This is a genomic window from Colwellia sp. Bg11-28, assembly GCF_002836245.1.
GTDB classification, from domain to species: Bacteria; Pseudomonadota; Gammaproteobacteria; order Enterobacterales; family Alteromonadaceae; genus Colwellia; species Colwellia psychrerythraea_A.
In genome coordinates this window covers 860,373-877,170 of the sequence record NZ_PJBA01000006.1, presented here as the reverse complement: position 1 = coordinate 877,170, position 16,798 = coordinate 860,373, and the positions used below count along the sequence as shown (strand labels likewise).

The following is a 16,798-nucleotide window of genomic DNA, read 5'->3' as shown; positions in this document are numbered from 1 at the left end:
ATCCGTTTTGGTATCTGATGTGTTTAAGTATCAGTGCCGTGAAAGTTTTTTGATGAGAACGATGTTGTTGCCTCATCAGGACTTTCATTTAATAAACGAAAACGACTTAAAAATTCATTATAATTTCCCGCTAAAATTCGGCGGATATGAAAAGGTGCTTTGGTGAGTACGTAGCTCATGTAACGGCTAGCGGCTTCACTTTCATTGCCATCGTATATATCGACGTATACCCAACCTGACGTAGGGTCATTAGCGATTAATAAATGGCGTTTACTGTGTTGTTCTTTAGCATTTTCTGAAAAATAAGGTATTTGAGTCACTTTGACTTGTACGACTTCATCTTCACTTAAATCGTTAGCGCGATTTAACACTTCACGCATTGCTTTAGGAGAGAGATCTGAAATAAGTTGCTGGTGCTCTTGGGTATCTTCTAACAATACTTGCACTGTTGTTGGTTCTGCAGCGCTGGTATCGTCTGCATTGTTGCTCTCACCATTATTTTCCATGTCTGCAAGGCGAGAAACACCGTGACGCTTTAAACATCGCTGTAAGCCTGCTCGCGATACACTGGCATTAATAAATGATTTACAGACAACCAACAATTCATCAAGAGAAAGTAATAAGCGTGTTCTAAGCTCAACCACAACATACTCTTGTGCTTCACTTAAGGTAGTGTTTAATTGCTTTGGTACGTGAGACGCATCAGCGAGAGAGGCTCGTTTACGCCATTTACGGATGGTAGATTCTGACACCTTTAATAGACGTGCAAGCACGGCCGTGGGTAAGTCAGATTCATGGATGAATGCTCTCATCTCTGGCGTGGTAGTTGCGTTAGCGTGTTGAGTAGATGCCGTTTTTGGTTGCTTGCTCATTATCATCCGTCTAATATTTACCATCAATAATTATTCGTAAATTACTTAACGCGGCTAATATACACACGTTTCAAATCCAATACAATCACCCGATACAAGCTTTTCTAATTTATAGACTAAGGTATGAGTTGAACTGTTCGACCAGTCAACCACCAATCTGTTCTATTACGAAAGAATTAGTATTAATTGCTATCACTAATGACAGACAGCGGGTTTGCGCTAAATCAAACAACTTAAAAAAACTCATAAAAACGAATTACCCCCTGCACTGTTTATGATAAAATATTGCCTCACCAGATGAACCACGCAATAAATCAACAACACAAGCCACCGATACTTTTATGACTTCTTTTTCTCAATCTGAACTCTCCACTCGAACAAAAGAAAAGCTCGACCTTGCTGCCAATGAAATTCATATATGGGTAACCAAACCGGAAGAGTTACTCGGCAATGATGAGTTATTAGCAACCTACTCAACATTATTAACGAGTACAGAAACAGCCAAACAGCAACGATATAAGTTTGCTAAAGATAGACACGATGCCTTGATTACTCGTGCTTTCATACGCGATTTATTATCTTATTATGCTGATGTAGCACCGCAAGATTGGCAGTTTGAAAAAGGTAATAAAGATAAACCTGAAGTTATTAATTGCCCACTGCCACTGCGCTTTAACATCAGCCATACAAAAAATCTTATAATTTGCGCGGTAACGCTTGAGGATGATATCGGTTGTGATGTTGAAAATACCGGACGCAACAATAATGTATTAGCGATTGCTGAACGTTATTTTTCTTCTAAAGAAATAGATGAACTTTTTGCGCTGCCAGAAGCACAACAACGCAATCGGTTTTTTGATTATTGGACATTAAAAGAGTCTTATATTAAAGCTTGGGGTTTAGGTTTAGCGATACCACTCGCTGATTTTAGTTTTGAAATTAACGATACCGAACATAATCATAACGGTTTATTTACTATCAAGCAGGACATTAACCTAAGCTTTGCTGAGCATAGAGTAGATGAACCACAAATTTGGCGTAGCTGGTTAGTTTACCCAACGGCTGCCATAGATGAAAAACAAGAACACCGCATCGCTGTATCGGTAAGAGCAAGCAGTGACAATCAAAAAACTGACTACCAATTACGTTTCTTTAATACCCTGCCCTTGCTCGGTTATCAGGAAATCTAAAACTACTTTCATTACCTTAGTTATTTTGTTGTGCGTGGGGAAAATAAATCAAGACAACCAAGCGTGCCGAATTTTCACCAGCACAATAGCTATTTAAGGTTTAGATAAAACGCGATTTAGGCAACTAACTCGCGTTTTTTATTTAAGAGAATAAATGAGTTTATTTCGTTTTATAAAAATCCTTTTAATGAGTCAAACTAATAGTACAGAGTCTAAAATTTCTGTTTATCTAATTATTCAGCAGAGCAGAAAATATTATCCAGTAAGCCCAATAACCACAGGTGTAACGGATTATTATTTGAGCGTTGATGCCAGGCAACAATAACGTCAAATTTTGGTGGGTTTTGTTCAATTTCTATCGCAACTAACTTAGGGTCAGGTAATAGTCTCGATGGTAAAAATGCAATGGTGTTGGTCGCTTCAATAATGGTTGATGCAGCAGAGAAGCTAGGCACGGACATCAGTATATTTCTTTTCATTCCTTGTTTAGCAAACCAAGAGTCATGTGAGCCTTTTAAATTCGGTCTTGAAGGCGAGATAACAATTTGTGGCAGCTGTGCTAGTTCTAACAAGCTATATTTTTTCCCGCGATAAATTGAATTACTCCCTGTTACGCATACATGATGGTCTTCAAATAAACGCTTGTTCGGGTAGTTGTCAGGAATAAATTCAGGAAAAGTAAACACAAGATCAAGTTCACCCGTCACCATCAGTTGGTTTAAATTATCCGACTCAAAATCCCTGATGATCACTTTTAGGTTTGGTGCTAACGCATTCACTTGCGTTAATAACATTGGAAGAATGGTGACTAGCGCATAGTCTGATGAACTTATTTGTAATATTCCTGAAAGCTCAGCAGGGTTGAATTTTTCGCCGGTAATTAAGTTGTCGATATCCGCCAATATCTGATTTACCCGATGTTCCATCTTTTCTGCCACTTGTGTTGGAATTACGCCATTACTGGTGCGTATAAACATTTCATCATCAAAGCTATGTCTAATTTTTTTCAGTTGCTCACTAATCGCTTGTTGAGTTAAGCCCATAATATGAGCAACTTTTGACAAATTTCTTTCCTGAAGTAATAGCTGTAATACGCGCAGTTGTTTAATGTCTAGTCGATTGATACCACTCATTTTTGTATCTCCAACAAGTTTATATTGTTTTCATTTGTATGAAAGGAAGATTAGCATACATCCCATCAAGTTAATTCGTTATTTATTGAGCTTAATTGGACCTTATTATGTTATTGAATGCCGCAAATCAAAATCAGCCGACCATTGCAGCTGAAATCAATTATATCAAGCCAAATATTCAAGCGACGTTTGATTTATCAACAAGCATAAAAAGTGCCGACACACTTACCGAACAAGTGGATAAACGCGTGGTTGAAATTACGGATGCTCGTTTATTAGCGAAAACTGCGACACTGAAAGAAGATGGTTTTGGTTTAGTTGCCAATAAATATCATATGACTGATTATTTTGATGACGCCATGGTTAGCACTGAACTTTATCCGCAAATCATCAAACATCTTATGAGCTTAACCAATGCCAGCAAAGGCGTGGTATTCGACCATACAATTCGTTCGGTTGAAGACAAGCTTCATCGCGCTGAAAAACGCTCTCCTATTCATACGGTACACAACGATTATGTCGCTAGCTCTGCACAACATCGTTTACATATTGAACTTGAAAAACAGGGCTTAAAGGCGAGTGATTATCATCGCTATCAATTTATTAATACTTGGATACCGCTAGTTGATGTGGTGTTAGACAGCCCACTTGCATTTGCGGATATGCGCAGTGTTACTTCAGAGCAATCGCATTTGCTTCAGGTTGCATATCCTGATCGTGTTGGGGAAATTGAAGGTTTTAGTTATAACCCAAACAATCGTTGGTTTTATTTCTCTCGAATGACATCGAAAGAACAACTTAATTTTAAAGTATTTGATAGCGACAAAAGCAATGCAGTTAATAGAACTCCGCATAGTGCTTTCTTACTGCCTTCGGTGGCTGAAAACGTGCAAAGTCGCGTCAGTATTGAGTTGAGAACTATTTTGTTATTCAACAAATCAATCAACTGAAATCATATTAAAAATAGCCTATGTGGAAATACCAAACTTTAGCCACGTACGTAACAAACAGCACAAGAACATTATAAATCAAGCACTTAGTGGTGCTAGTAATGCTGAAAAAGCGGTGACAGCATTGGAACTCATTTATTAGTCACCGCTACGATTATATTAACTTTATTTTGGAGTAGTAACGCATGACATTTTCACCTTTATTTACAGCAACAGAGCTTGGCCCTTATACCCTTAAGAATCGTATTGTTTTTCCGCCATTAACACGTTCTAGAAGCTCTCAACCGGGAAATATTCCTAACCAGTTGATGGCTAATTACTATTCGCAACGTGCTGGCGCTGGCTTTATGGTCACTGAAGGCACTCAAATTGAACCAAGAGGGCAAGGTTATGCGTGGACACCCGGTATTCATAGTGCCGAGCAAGTTCAAGGATGGAAACAGGTAACACAAGCAGTACACGATGCGGGTAGCATTATTTTTTGTCAATTGTGGCATGTTGGTCGTGTTTCTCATACATCAATACAACCAAACCAAGCAGCACCTGTTGGTCCATCAGCATTGAAAGCTGATGCGGTTAAAGTTTTTATCGAAACTGCACCAGAGCAAGGCGCATTAGCTGATCCAAGTGAGCCTCGGGCATTATCAACTCTTGAAGTTGAGGAGCTGGTGCAAATGTACAAACAAGCTGCGGTAAATGCTAAAGAAGCCGGCTTTGATGGCGTTGAATTACATTGCGCTAATGGTTATCTGGTGAATCAATTTATTTCTGAACATACCAACGATAGAACTGATAAATATGGTGGTAGCTTAGAGAATCGCTTACGATTTTTAAAGGAAATAACGCAAGCCGTTGCTGACGTTATGGGGGCTGAAAAAGTAGGCGTAAGGTTCGCGCCATTATTTGAAAGTACTGATGAAGTGCGGGTTTATTTAGGTTTAGTAGAAAGCGATCCGCATGCAACCTATATCGCAGCCATTAAAGCGCTAAATGATATTGGTATCGCTTATTTATCACTTGCTGAAGCGGATTGGGATAATGCGCCTGATTTACCTGAAGACTTCTACAAAGCCGTAAGAAACACCTTTGACGGTTTAGTGATGTATGCCGGTAAATATACGCCAGAAAAAGCATTAAAAATCTTAACTGAAGGCAATGGTGATATTTTTGGCTTCGGTCGCCCATTTATAGCTAACCCTGACTTACCAGAGCGTATTAAGAACGAATGGTCGTTAAACGACGTTGACCCAACAAGCATGTATGGCGGCACTGATAAAGGTTATACCGATTACCCTGTGTACGCTTTATAAGCCGTTTTTATAAAAGCGGGGCATGAATTATTTTCTGCTTAGACCAACGTATTTATAAATTACTTTTTTGAAAAACTTTAGGATATAACAATGTTAAATTTCAGTTTTAAAAACCCAACCCGTATTCATTTTGGTGAAGGGCAAATTGCCGCTATTTCCAAAGAAATCCCTTTAGACGCACGAGTATTATTGGTTTATGGCGGTGGTTCAATTAAAGGTAATGGCGTCTATCAACAAGTGAGTGATGCACTTATAGAACATACTTGGTTTGAATTTTCAGGTATCGAACCAAATCCAACCTATGACACTTTGATGAAAGCGCAAGAAATAATTAAAACAAAAAACATTGATTATTTACTTGCTGTTGGTGGCGGCTCAGTTGTAGATGGCGCTAAATTTATTGCCGCAGCTGCACTTTATGAAGGTGACGATGCTTGGGATATTCTTGCTAAACAGCAAGCCGTCACAAAAGCATTACCTATTGGCGCGATATTAACCTTGCCTGCAACAGGTTCTGAAAGTAATGGCAACGCAGTGGTAACACGTGATGGTAATAAACTACCTTTCAAGAGTCCTTTGCTTTGTCCATTATTTGCGGTGTTAGACCCTAACGTGACCTTGTCATTATCAGATCGTCAAATCAGTAATGGCGTTGTTGATGCCTTTATTCATACCATTGAACAGTATTTAACTTACAGTGTAAATGGCAAAGTGCAAGATCGTTTCAGTGAAGGTTTAATGCAAACCTTGATTGAAGAAGGGCCTAAAGCGTTGTTACCTGCAACTAAAGAAAACTTAGAAGTTCGAGCCAATATTATGTGGTCGGCAACGATGGCGCTAAATGGTCTTATCGGCGCGGGTGTACCACAAGATTGGTCAACGCATATGATAGGTCATGAACTTACCGGTGCTTTTGGTATCGACCATGCACGCACTCTATCCATTGTATTGCCTGCGGTAATGAAAGTTCGTAAAGAGCAAAAACGTGAAAAGTTACTACAATATGCAGCGCGCGTTTGGCAGATAACTGATGGTGAAGACAACGCACGTATTGACCAAGCGATCCGTTTAACTGAAGAGTTCTTCGAAACAATGCAAGTACCAACACGTTTATCCCACGTGGATCTTGGTAGCAAAGATATCGACTTGCTGATTGAACGATTAGAGCAACATGGTATGACGGCATTGGGCGAAAATGACGATATTACCTTAGCAATAAGCCGTGAGATTTTATCTCAAGCATTGTAATTAAAAGACAGACATAAGTGGCGTGTGCATTACTTTAAAAGGTTCACACGCAGACTTTTTTAATAGCTCTCAACACTATCTCTTTACATTAGCTCTTTCTTAATATGAATGAACATGATTCAAACAACTGATATAAATCACTAAATGGTTTTGGCATCTAGACCTTTTGGCGCGCCAATAGCTGAAAACTTTACGCTGGTAAATAGCGAAAAACCAACACCTAAAGCCGGTGAAGTATTGCTTCGCACTGTTTTTCTTTCACTCGACCCCTTATATGCGCGGGCGAATGAATGATGCTAAACCTTATGCAGACCCTGTTGCTTTAGATGAAGTCATGGTCGGCAGTAGTGTTTGTCGAGTAGAAGAGTCAAGCCATAGCGATAATAACAAAGGTGATTGGGTTGTCGCTTGTGGTAGCTGGCAAGATATTACCGTTGGCTATTTGCCCCTTCGTCGCTTATTTTAACCAACTATTATTTGCCTCTTAGTGAAGCGTTAGTTTTCGAACAGCGTAAACTTAAATGATAGTTCTATATTCATAAATTGTAACAATTCTAATGGTTTACTTGTTCACTATTTGTGTGTCAAATAGTTCCTTAATATCATTGTACTTTAGCAATGAAACTCTAAAATTATTCGATGGATATAAATACAATGAATAAAATAAAACTACTTTCAATGACTGTTGCAGTTTTTACTTTTTTCTTATCCGCTACTGGTCATGCCGAATCCGTAACAGGTAAAGAATACCAAGCAGTTGTAGAAACGGCTTATAATTATTTTAATGGGGCTGCAAACGGGGATCAAAAGCTTCTTTCAAAAGCCTTTGATTTAGAGTTTGGTCATGTAAAAATGATTAGTGTTAACAAAGAAACTGGAAAAGAAATCATTAGGACTGTTCCGTTAAAAGAGTTCTCTGGTTATTTCAAAAAAGCGACTAAAGATACATGGACAGCGAATATTCTGTCAGTTGATATAGTTGATGACAAAATGGCGATGGTGAAGCTTGGCTTTGATACGCCAAAAACACATTACATTGACTACCTTGTAATGTACAAGCGCGAGAATGAATGGCGCATAATCAATAAAACATTTATAGCAAAGAAAAAATAGTAGTTAAAGTAAACTAACAAGAACTTCAAACGGAAAAAATACAGTTGGCGGTGTTTCTCCCTCAAACATTTTAGCAAACTATTTTTCGCCGCTTAAGGTGACGTTATATCTCTAGGAGTTTGTGTTGATTATTATTGAAACTGAAAGATTATGTGTTCGTCAAGTTACGAATGAGGATGTTGATAACCTATCAAAAGTATTAGCTGATCCTGTCGTAATGCAATACTCAACGGTAGGTGTTCACACCGAACAACAAATCTATGATTATATAGCGAACTGCAAAAATCAATATGACTTAAATGGTTATGGCCATTGGGCAATTTTTAACTCTATTACTGATGAGTTTGTTGGAGTGTGCGGTCTTAATAAACATAAAGTAGATACTGATGATGTTATACATATAAATTATCGTCTTGCTAGGGACCAACAGGGTAAAGGTTATGCTGTTGAGTCTACATTTGGTGTATTAGATTTTGCTAAAAATGCCTTAAACCTTAAAGTGGTGCACGCACTAATAGAGCCAACGAATATTAGCTCTGTTAAAGTGATAAACAGAACAGGCTTTCAATTTATTAAATCTTCTGTATTTCGTGGTTTCGAAGTAGACATATATCAAGTGTCTTTATAAAACGAGATCTAACAAGAACATTAAACGTAAAAATTAAAGTTGGCTGTTTTTTGTTCTGATCTTGTACCACTTTGGTGGGCAATAAATTTCCCCATAACTGGGCGTTATATTCTAAGAGGTTTACATGAAGTTTGCAGTATTATCTGATATTCACAGTAATGTATTTGCATTAGAGGCAGTGATTGCTGACGCAAAAAAACATTCCGTTGATTTGATGGTAAATCTAGGTGACATTCTTTATGGTCCTATTGCACCTAAAGCGACTTATGAACTATTAATGCAATATGAAATAGTTACCATCTGTGGGAATCAAGATCGCCAGATATTTGAGGCGACAGCAGCAGAACTTGCTTCAAATCCGACAATGAAATTTATCATTGACGATCTTGGCGATGAGCCAATTACTTGGATGAAATCATTGCCGTTTGATGCTCAATTAAACGCTGATGTATATTTATGCCACGGCACACCTGACGATGACTTAACCTATCTACTCGAAAATGTTGAGCTTGGCTATGCTCGTTTACGTTCTGATAGCGAAATAATAAAACTTCTAAACGGTCAAAACTCTGCACTTATATGTTGTGGTCATACACATACTCCCAGAACTGTTTCTTTAACTACAGGGCAAACAATCATAAACCCTGGCAGCGTAGGTTTGCAGGCATACACAGATGATGAGCCAATTGTTCATTCAATGGAAAATTTCAGTTCGATGGCATCATATTCCATAGTAGAGAAAACTGAAGATAACTGGAATATTAAACATATAAGAGTACCTTATGATGTAAAGCTCGCTGTTGCAGAATGTGAAAAACGAAATAGAATGGATTGGGTTCATTTTTTAACAACTGGACGGCGAATATAATAATAATTGCAAGAAGGACAAAATACCGTAGGCTTTTTGTTCACTCCGTTAACCTATGTTATCCAACTATAATTTTCCGCTTATGTAAGCGTTACCCCCCTAAGGAGCTCAATTTCAAATGGAATTAGAAATCAACATTATTGACGCATTCACAGATGTTGCGTTTAAAGGAAATTCAGCAGCAGTAATTATTACAAACGACTGGCTATCTGATGAACTTATGCAGTCTATTGCTATTGAAAATAATCTTTCAGAAACCGCTTATGTTAAAAAAATTGATATTCACAATTATGAAATTCGTTGGTTTTCTCCTATCACTGAAATTGATTTTTGTGGCCATGCCACATTAGCATCTTCATTCGTCATTTTTGCTAAAAACGATAATCTACTAAATATTAATTTTTACGCTGAAGCGGTAGGTGATTTATCTGTTACGAAAATGGATAGTGGTTATATTCAAATGGAGTTCCCAAGTAGACCACCTGAAAGTATTAGCGATATACCAGTCGCATTATTAAATGGCCTTTCAATCAAGCCGATGGAAGTTTTATTAAATAACCAAGCATACTTTGTTGTTTATGAGAAAGAGATTGATGTGACTTCAGTCGTTCCAGATAATGAGTTATTAAAGCAACTCGCTCCACATGATGTTGTTGTCACCTCTAAATCAAACGATTATGATTTTGTTTCTCGTTATTTCTGGCCAGCGAATGGAGGTGATGAAGACCCTGTTACAGGCTCTATCCATACGGGTTTAGCTCCTTATTGGGCAGAAAAGCTGAATAAATCTAAACTAATTGCATATCAGGCGTCTAAACGCGGCGGTAAAATAATATGCAACGTTGCAGATAATAAGGTTTATCTTTTAGGTAAAGCTGTGCAGTATTTAAAAGGTACCATTGAAGTTTAGTCGTTCTTACTTTATGACAAGAAGGTCAACAAGGACACGTAACAGTTGGCTACGTTTCGCTTCGCTCCCCAATATTAGCCAACTATTATTTAGCCTGTTATTTGGGCATTATATTGCACTTAAGCATTGGAGTTTAAGTCAACTTCAGTAGTGCAATTAAAAAATTTAACTTTAAAAGGAATAATTAAAGTGCCACATGCCTTCGAGATACAACGACTAATACCCAAGTTATCAATATCTTTAAATAAACTCGTGTTATTGAGCTGCTTGCTTGTGATTATATATTTTGGATGCGAAAGATATGAGCAGCATACCGCTGAGCAAACAGAAACATCGGTCCTGATTTTAACCCCCAAAGTGAATGATATTTATTTCTTAGACTTCAGATTACTCAGTGATAAATTAGAACGAAAAAACAAATATAAATTAGCTAAGGTTGTACGTGTTAGTGATGATAACGTAGCCATAGTTTATGGAAGTTTTTTCTATCAATGACAATATTCTGTGGTAAATAGCATTCAGTATGGTGATTTAAGTAATGATGATTATTTTATGCTACTACCCGAATATATTCCCTTTACCAAAATTAAAGAAATGAGGGATAATGGCGCTATTTATTTGGTTAAACGACCTGTCAGAAGTAAACTCTATGGCAATTTGGTTAGCCACTAATTAATATTAATATAACAAGGAGTTAAAGTTTTTCTATCTACATGAGCTAATAATTAGCCTGGCAATTTAAAGGAATAAATTCATGTGTAATAAAAATAAATATCTGTTAACAGTATGTCTATCTCTAATCAGTGGTTGTAGTTCAAGCTCTTCATTCCAAAGCAATGCTAAAGTACCCGAAACTAATTATTCACAAAACAATTCGAATGAATGCATTAAAATTGATCCAGTAAATACATCATTATTAACATTGGGAGTTACAGGTTTAGCTACTTTAAATCCTATTGCTGCCCTTATTGTTGGTGGCGCAACGTATTTTACAGTAGACAGTGGAGTTTTCGACTGCAATAAGAGTGACTAATTAAAGCTAATAAATAAGAAGTAAATCAGTTGGCTGTTAAGTTCCTCCACACTTTAGCTAACTGATCCCTACCCATTAATCGAACATTAATTGGGCATTATACAAACACAACATTCAGGATGAATATATATGTTTCGATGGCTTATCTATGTTTTTATACTCGCAAATTTAAGTGGGTGTGTTACTCCCGTCAGCTCAAGCTGTATGGATTCACAAAAACACCAAAACCCAAATGCTAATACCCCTCACAACACCAGCAAGTGCAGCGCTACCGATGCAGCCGTATATGTTATGGCCGCAACACTTAAAACCTTAGAAGATAAAACAACTAAGGCAGACGTTAAAGAAGCGGTTAAGTGTTCTGATATGGTAGGAAAATCTCAAAAAGAATGTGTTCGCAAAGAGAAAAAATCATATGATCCTTTAGATGAATTGTGAGTCAAATTTATATAACAAGGCATTAATTTACCAAGGAGTAGGTATGTCGTTCAGAGGGAATAAATTCTATATTGCTAGCTTTATTATATGTACAATTCTGGCAATTATAGTGCAGCAAATGCGAACTGATCTTTTTGGTATTAATAACCTTTTGGATACATTTCTAGGTTCTGCTCCAAGTTTTTTATATTTATTTGGAATCTTATCTGTTATTCCAATGGTCCAACCAAACATTAAAAAATTGAATAAGTCTGTTTTAATAGTTACCGCGGGGGCATTAACTTATGAAATAGAGCAATACTGGACTTCAATGTTTTTTGATTTAAGTGACATTATTGCAACAATACTTGCTGCCTTGTTAATGATTTTTTTACATAAAATAATCGCAAGGTAGTATAACAAGCGTTTTAACGAGGAGGTTTTATGCAATTAAATATTAAGGAAGCCCGTTCTAGTTTTGCTGGTGATATGTCAGCTGTATTTGCTAGTATTTTGACTGGATCCACTATGAGTGGCTATGAAATAAATTATAGTTTCTTTATTAGTTCATTTGATATTGTTCCTGGGTTAATAAGCTTTATTATTTTTGCTTTAGTGCTCTATCCATTTAAGAAGTTTTTTGGATGGTTATATTCGGCCTCTCCAGAAAATAAGAGATAAAAAATAGAAAGTGTTACTGGTAACTGAGCTAACAAGAATTTCAAACGTAATAACATAGATGTATGTTTTCATTGCGATAACCTTTTAGCCAACTATTTTTCCGCTTAAAGTAGCCATTAATGCAGGCCATCTATTCAAATGATTAGCCTTTATCGCTTCGACATTTTATTTATAGTGTGGTCCTTGTTTCTGTTTCCTTTTGTGGTATTTTAGAAACATAAAATATTTTGTATTTTTGGTTACACTGTTTTTGCCTAAATGGATTTAGTGCACTTCGCTTAACTCCCCCTAGGTTTTATAACGACTGTTTATATTTTCGCTAAATCAGTTTTATATAAACGACTCAAATTCATGGCTTGCTGTAAAGCAGCGTTCGGCTTCAATGATACTTAAAATTTTAGCCAACAATTACTTGGTCTGCTATTTGGAGTTCATGTGTACAAGGAAAGTTTAGGTTTGTGGAATTGTCTGAGTTACTTAAAACGAGATATTAAATTTAGAGCTTTCTTAATTGCTTTAGGTTTATTGATTGGTACTCACCTTTTAATAAGTGATAACCTCGATCAATTTAGTTTATCTAGATTCAAGGAAGGTGCGATATTTATGATTATTATTATCTGCGTTTTTATTCCTTGGCATTTATTTGATAAAGAAGATTGATGATGCGCCTAATGTACACTTGAAAGCTAATAAATAAGGATACAAAACAGTTAACTTTTTTTGGTCCTCAACATTTTAGCCATCGATTATCTGTCACTTAAGGTGGCGTTATATTTTACAAGGAAGTTATATGAAACATTTAGCATTATCGTTATTTTTTAGTTCTGTATTAATTGGTTGCCAATCCCAATACCTTATACAACCAGCCATTGAAATAGAGGAACCTGAGCTATCTAAATATTGGATAGCAAAAGATGGTGGAATTTCCTTTAAAGCATCTTCCGGTAAACTACCAAGTGAAAATGGCACAGTATTTATAAACTACCTTATTGATTCAAACGGTAAGGTTTTTAATCTAAAGGTTGTCAATTCTACTCCTAGTGACGCATGGAATAAAATTGCACTTAAGTTGTTAAAACGAACAACATATATAAATACTGAAACCAATTTAATTAAGGCCCCGGTAATAGTTACAACGAAAGTTGTATTTGATATATATTAAAATATCATCACTAATCAACATAATGCGCAGCCCTTGGTTTCGCTTCGTTTAACATTTTAGCTTACTATTGCTAGCCTTTTGATGAGAGGTTTATCTGTAAAGGATTATCAAATGTCTCAAGTAGTCATTAAAAAAGAAATTCATTGGCCGAGTTTATTCTTCTTTTCAATCGCAATATCTAATTTCATTTCAGGTATTTATCAATCAATGCCATCTAATTTTTTATTAGCCATTGGTTTTTGTTGTATGGGTTATTCAAGTATCCGTTTTCTCCCCTCAAAATTTTTTACCCAAAAACTTTCTTTTGCTAAAAAACCTGAAAAAAATTGTCGTAAAGTTGACTTAATAATTCAACTATTCGGTTTTGTATTTGTTGTGATTGGATTAGTTGTGCAATATATTTACGTATAACAGTTAACAAATATCCCCCTTTTATTTGGGCATTATGATGAGTCGATAGAGTAGTGTTAAATTTTAAACTTTCCTCCATATGGGGATTTGCCGGAATGGCAATTGGATTATGTGCTTTTTTATTTAATTACTACATGGTCCCAATATCATTACCAGGATATAAAGTATTAGTTTCTCCTGCTATATTCACTCTACGTTTTTTTAGTGAAGAAACTTATTTTGCGCCAAAAATGATACTTTTTCTTTCTGGCCAATTTGTAGAGTACTTTTTATTGGGTTGTATTGTTCAACTTATTAAACAAATAACACTACGTAAAAATAAGTCATAATAAGCTAGTTGATATGACAGAGAGCAATTGGCTTTTTTATTCCTCAACAATTTAGTTAATCATATTTAGCCTATAAATCTAACCTTTGCTTACCCTATTCAATCGATTACAGGAACTTTTAATGCGAAATATCTTTCTTACTATTATTTCATTCAGCCTTTTTATTTCTTCGGCGAGTGCCAGTTATATTGATGGTAATTTATTGAAATCAATGTCTGTTGCTCCAGTTAGCGAAAATGCCCATCTGCAATTTGTAGGGTATGTAGTTGGAGTTATTGATTCAAATAAACAAAATAACTTATGTGTAGATGTTCCACCAAATGAGTTAACTCCCTTATTAGATACCGTAATAAATTACCTCGCTAATAATCCTGAAAAACTTAATGCCTCTGGTAGTGATTTAATTGTTGAAGCCCTTATTCCAAAATACTCATGCACGTTTACACCAAAAAGCTAATAAGATATTCAAACGGATAATTTACAGCTGTTTGATGCTGAGGCGTTGTATTAATTAATGAGGTTAAAAGTAAATGGAAATTAGAGCTATTTCTTGGAAACAAACTATATCACTTCGTCAGAGTGTATTATGGCCAAATGAACCGCCTGAATATTGCCATGTAGAGGGAGATTTAGACGCATCACATTTTGGTGTATTTATTGACGGATTACTTATTTGTGTCGCTTCTATTTATTTAACTTCAAACAGTGCTCGTTTACGTAAATTTGCTACCGATACCCGATATCAAAATCAAGGAATTGGCTCCAAAATGTTGGAACATATTATTCAAACGTTAAGAAATAACTGCATAGAAATATTTTGGTGTGATGCGAGAGAATCAGCTATACCCTTTTATGAGCGCTTTGGTATGCAAGCATCTAGTGAGCGTTTCTATAAAGCAGACCTACCCTATTACAAAATGGAAGTTATTTTATACCAGAAAAATTCAACGTAACTCGACGTAATGTTTATTCCTTTGATAGGAGCTTGGTTCCCTATTAAAATATCAAGATAAGCATTATATTAAATACTTTTTTCTATGAAAAAATGATGAGGTTGTAATGAAACGAACTATAATATTGTTTGATATAAATGAGACGGTACTTAATCTCAGTGCATTAAAACCCAAATTCAAAGCTACTTTTGGTGATGAAAGCGTGATGGCAACATGGTTTTCTATGCTTTTGCACTCATCTACCGTTTGTATCATGACAAGCGTAAAGACTGATTTTGCTACTTTAGCGGGTACTATGCTTGAATCGATTGCCGCTCGCATGAGTATAAAGCTGTCTAAGGCAGCGCGTGATGATATTCTTGCTGGTTTTGCTAACCTGCCCCCTCACAATGATATTAAGCCAGCGCTAGCTCAGTTAAAGTCTGCCGGTTTTCGCACTGTCGCTTTTTCAAATTCATCTCTTAATTTAATATCGACTCAAATTACCAATGCAGGTTTAAAGGAATACTTTGACGATATTATTTCAGTCGAGGAAACAGGTAGCTTTAAGCCTGATCCTACTGTCTATAAATTTGCGGCTAAACGATTAAATCAACCACTGGAGTCTTTGAGGCTTGTCGCTACTCATGATTGGGACACTCATGGCGCTTTGTCTGTAGAAATGAGAGCAGCTTACATTAATCGTTCAGGTGCTGTTTATCATCCGCTGTACCGCCAACCTGATATATATGCGACAACAATGGAAGATATCGTAAAACTAATTATCGAAAAAGATGATTAAATTACAACACTAGAAGCACTTAACACGAAACCACCCCCTTAGTTATCAATAAGTCTTTAAAGACAGTAGACTTGTCAACTCAGCTATAATTTAGCCTTAACATTTAGCTTCTTAATGAGGCATTGAGATACAAATGTCAGATTTTTCCACTCTACTTAACGAAGTAAGACGCTGCACCATTTGTGCTTCTCAACTAGAACATGGAGTACGACCTGTTCTACAGGTTCACCCGAAGGCAAAGATATTGATTGCTGGTCAAGCTCCTGGCCTGAAGGTTCATACATCAGGTGTGCCTTTTGACGATGCAAGCGGTAAACGTTTACGTGAGTGGCTGGGGTTATCACGAGAAGAGTTTTATGATCCAGAAAAGGTTGCTATTTTACCTATGGGTTTTTGCTTTCCTGGATCCGGAAAAACAGGCGATCTTGCGCCGCGAAAAGAGTGCGCGCCAGCTTGGAGAGAGAAAATACTCGCCCACCTCAAGCAAATAGAGGTCACTATTGTGCTTGGCAGTTATGCACAAAAATACCATATGGGCTTAAAGAACGCTTCGGTCACTGATTTGGTCAAATCGTGGGAAACCTATTGGCCAAATATCATTCCTCTTCCTCACCCTAGCCCTAGGAATAACATTTGGCTTAAGAAGAATCCATGGTTTGAGATAGAATTACTGCCAGTGCTTCGAAGTCGCATTCGAGAATCATTAAAATAGTATCTAATAAGACTTACTTAAAACCAGACAGAACAGTTGCTTTAGTTTCGTCATTTAACATTTTAGCTACCAATTATTAGCCTCTTAATGAGGTGTC

Annotated in this window: 21 protein-coding genes and 1 pseudogene; 20 read left to right on the top strand and 2 right to left on the bottom strand. The window is 36.6% G+C overall.

From position 1 onward, the window contains the following. Window positions 1-23 precede the first annotated feature (23 nt). A complete protein-coding gene (locus CXF79_RS10875) occupies window positions 24-872 on the bottom strand; it encodes a helix-turn-helix domain-containing protein (RefSeq protein ID WP_232769147.1) in 849 nt (282 codons plus the stop codon). Between the two features lie 341 nt (window positions 873-1,213). Between CXF79_RS10875 and CXF79_RS10870 the strand changes: the two genes are divergently transcribed. Beyond that, a complete protein-coding gene (locus CXF79_RS10870; RefSeq protein ID WP_101154924.1) occupies window positions 1,214-2,062 on the top strand; it encodes a 4'-phosphopantetheinyl transferase family protein in 849 nt (282 codons plus the stop codon). A 233-nt stretch (window positions 2,063-2,295) separates the two neighbouring features. On the opposite strand, the gene CXF79_RS10865 is transcribed toward CXF79_RS10870, so the two are convergent. Continuing rightward, window positions 2,296-3,195, bottom strand: a complete 900-nt coding sequence (locus CXF79_RS10865) for a LysR family transcriptional regulator (protein WP_101154923.1) — start codon at window positions 3,193-3,195, stop codon at window positions 2,296-2,298. Between the two features lie 107 nt (window positions 3,196-3,302). Between CXF79_RS10865 and CXF79_RS10860 the strand changes: the two genes are divergently transcribed. From CXF79_RS10860 to CXF79_RS10760, 19 genes and pseudogenes are all read left to right on the top strand, one after another. Further along, window positions 3,303-4,145, top strand: a complete 843-nt coding sequence (locus CXF79_RS10860) for a CmcJ/NvfI family oxidoreductase (protein ID WP_101154922.1) — start codon at window positions 3,303-3,305, stop codon at window positions 4,143-4,145. Between the two features lie 185 nt (window positions 4,146-4,330). After that, a complete protein-coding gene (locus tag CXF79_RS10855) occupies window positions 4,331-5,455 on the top strand; it encodes an alkene reductase (protein WP_101154921.1) in 1,125 nt (374 codons plus the stop codon). A 90-nt stretch (window positions 5,456-5,545) separates the two neighbouring features. Beyond that, window positions 5,546-6,703 (top strand): iron-containing alcohol dehydrogenase, encoded by a 1,158-nt coding sequence (locus CXF79_RS10850; protein ID WP_101154920.1) that lies wholly within the window; start codon window positions 5,546-5,548, stop codon window positions 6,701-6,703. Window positions 6,704-6,847: 144 nt separating this feature from the next. Then, window positions 6,848-7,139 (top strand): annotated as a pseudogene (locus CXF79_RS10845) (NADP-dependent oxidoreductase); the annotation flags it as partial. 218 nt (window positions 7,140-7,357) lie between these two features. After that, window positions 7,358-7,816: a nuclear transport factor 2 family protein gene (locus CXF79_RS10840; RefSeq protein ID WP_041737044.1), complete on the top strand. Its 459-nt coding sequence runs from the start codon at window positions 7,358-7,360 to the stop codon at window positions 7,814-7,816. Window positions 7,817-7,937: 121 nt separating this feature from the next. Further along, window positions 7,938-8,444, top strand: coding sequence for a GNAT family N-acetyltransferase (locus CXF79_RS10835; protein ID WP_101154919.1), 507 nt, complete (start codon window positions 7,938-7,940; stop codon window positions 8,442-8,444). A gap of 124 nt (window positions 8,445-8,568) precedes the next feature. Beyond that, the gene (locus CXF79_RS10830) at window positions 8,569-9,312 is read left to right on the top strand and encodes a metallophosphoesterase family protein (RefSeq protein WP_101154918.1); all 744 of its coding nucleotides are present in this window, start codon (window positions 8,569-8,571) and stop codon (window positions 9,310-9,312) included. Window positions 9,313-9,430: 118 nt separating this feature from the next. Further along, on the top strand, window positions 9,431-10,222 hold the full coding sequence (locus CXF79_RS10825) for a PhzF family phenazine biosynthesis protein (RefSeq protein WP_101154917.1): 792 nt from the start codon (window positions 9,431-9,433) through the stop codon (window positions 10,220-10,222). A gap of 754 nt (window positions 10,223-10,976) precedes the next feature. Further along, window positions 10,977-11,255 carry a hypothetical protein gene (locus CXF79_RS10815; protein WP_101154915.1) on the top strand — a complete coding sequence of 93 codons (279 nt, stop codon included), beginning with the start codon at window positions 10,977-10,979 and terminating at the stop codon, window positions 11,253-11,255. Between the two features lie 204 nt (window positions 11,256-11,459). Next, window positions 11,460-11,693 (top strand): hypothetical protein, encoded by a 234-nt coding sequence (locus tag CXF79_RS10810; RefSeq protein ID WP_041737046.1) that lies wholly within the window; start codon window positions 11,460-11,462, stop codon window positions 11,691-11,693. A 43-nt stretch (window positions 11,694-11,736) separates the two neighbouring features. Next, a complete protein-coding gene (locus tag CXF79_RS10805) occupies window positions 11,737-12,087 on the top strand; it encodes a hypothetical protein (RefSeq protein ID WP_232769146.1) in 351 nt (116 codons plus the stop codon). 29 nt (window positions 12,088-12,116) lie between these two features. Next, complete coding sequence (locus CXF79_RS10800) at window positions 12,117-12,353, top strand: hypothetical protein (protein ID WP_041737048.1); 237 nt, start codon at window positions 12,117-12,119, stop codon at window positions 12,351-12,353. A gap of 790 nt (window positions 12,354-13,143) precedes the next feature. Further along, window positions 13,144-13,515 (top strand): energy transducer TonB, encoded by a 372-nt coding sequence (locus CXF79_RS10790; protein ID WP_101154913.1) that lies wholly within the window; start codon window positions 13,144-13,146, stop codon window positions 13,513-13,515. 111 nt (window positions 13,516-13,626) lie between these two features. Further along, window positions 13,627-13,926: a hypothetical protein gene (locus CXF79_RS10785; RefSeq protein WP_011043910.1), complete on the top strand. Its 300-nt coding sequence runs from the start codon at window positions 13,627-13,629 to the stop codon at window positions 13,924-13,926. A 95-nt stretch (window positions 13,927-14,021) separates the two neighbouring features. Next, on the top strand, window positions 14,022-14,255 hold the full coding sequence (locus CXF79_RS23515) for a hypothetical protein (RefSeq protein WP_232769145.1): 234 nt from the start codon (window positions 14,022-14,024) through the stop codon (window positions 14,253-14,255). 121 nt (window positions 14,256-14,376) lie between these two features. Next, on the top strand, window positions 14,377-14,712 hold the full coding sequence (locus CXF79_RS10775) for a Rap1a/Tai family immunity protein (RefSeq protein WP_101154911.1): 336 nt from the start codon (window positions 14,377-14,379) through the stop codon (window positions 14,710-14,712). 73 nt (window positions 14,713-14,785) lie between these two features. Continuing rightward, window positions 14,786-15,208, top strand: a complete 423-nt coding sequence (locus tag CXF79_RS10770; RefSeq protein WP_101154910.1) for a GNAT family N-acetyltransferase — start codon at window positions 14,786-14,788, stop codon at window positions 15,206-15,208. Window positions 15,209-15,314: 106 nt separating this feature from the next. Further along, window positions 15,315-15,989, top strand: a complete 675-nt coding sequence (locus tag CXF79_RS10765) for a haloacid dehalogenase type II (RefSeq protein WP_011043914.1) — start codon at window positions 15,315-15,317, stop codon at window positions 15,987-15,989. A 133-nt stretch (window positions 15,990-16,122) separates the two neighbouring features. Continuing rightward, window positions 16,123-16,701: a uracil-DNA glycosylase family protein gene (locus CXF79_RS10760; protein WP_011043915.1), complete on the top strand. Its 579-nt coding sequence runs from the start codon at window positions 16,123-16,125 to the stop codon at window positions 16,699-16,701. Window positions 16,702-16,798 lie beyond the last annotated feature (97 nt).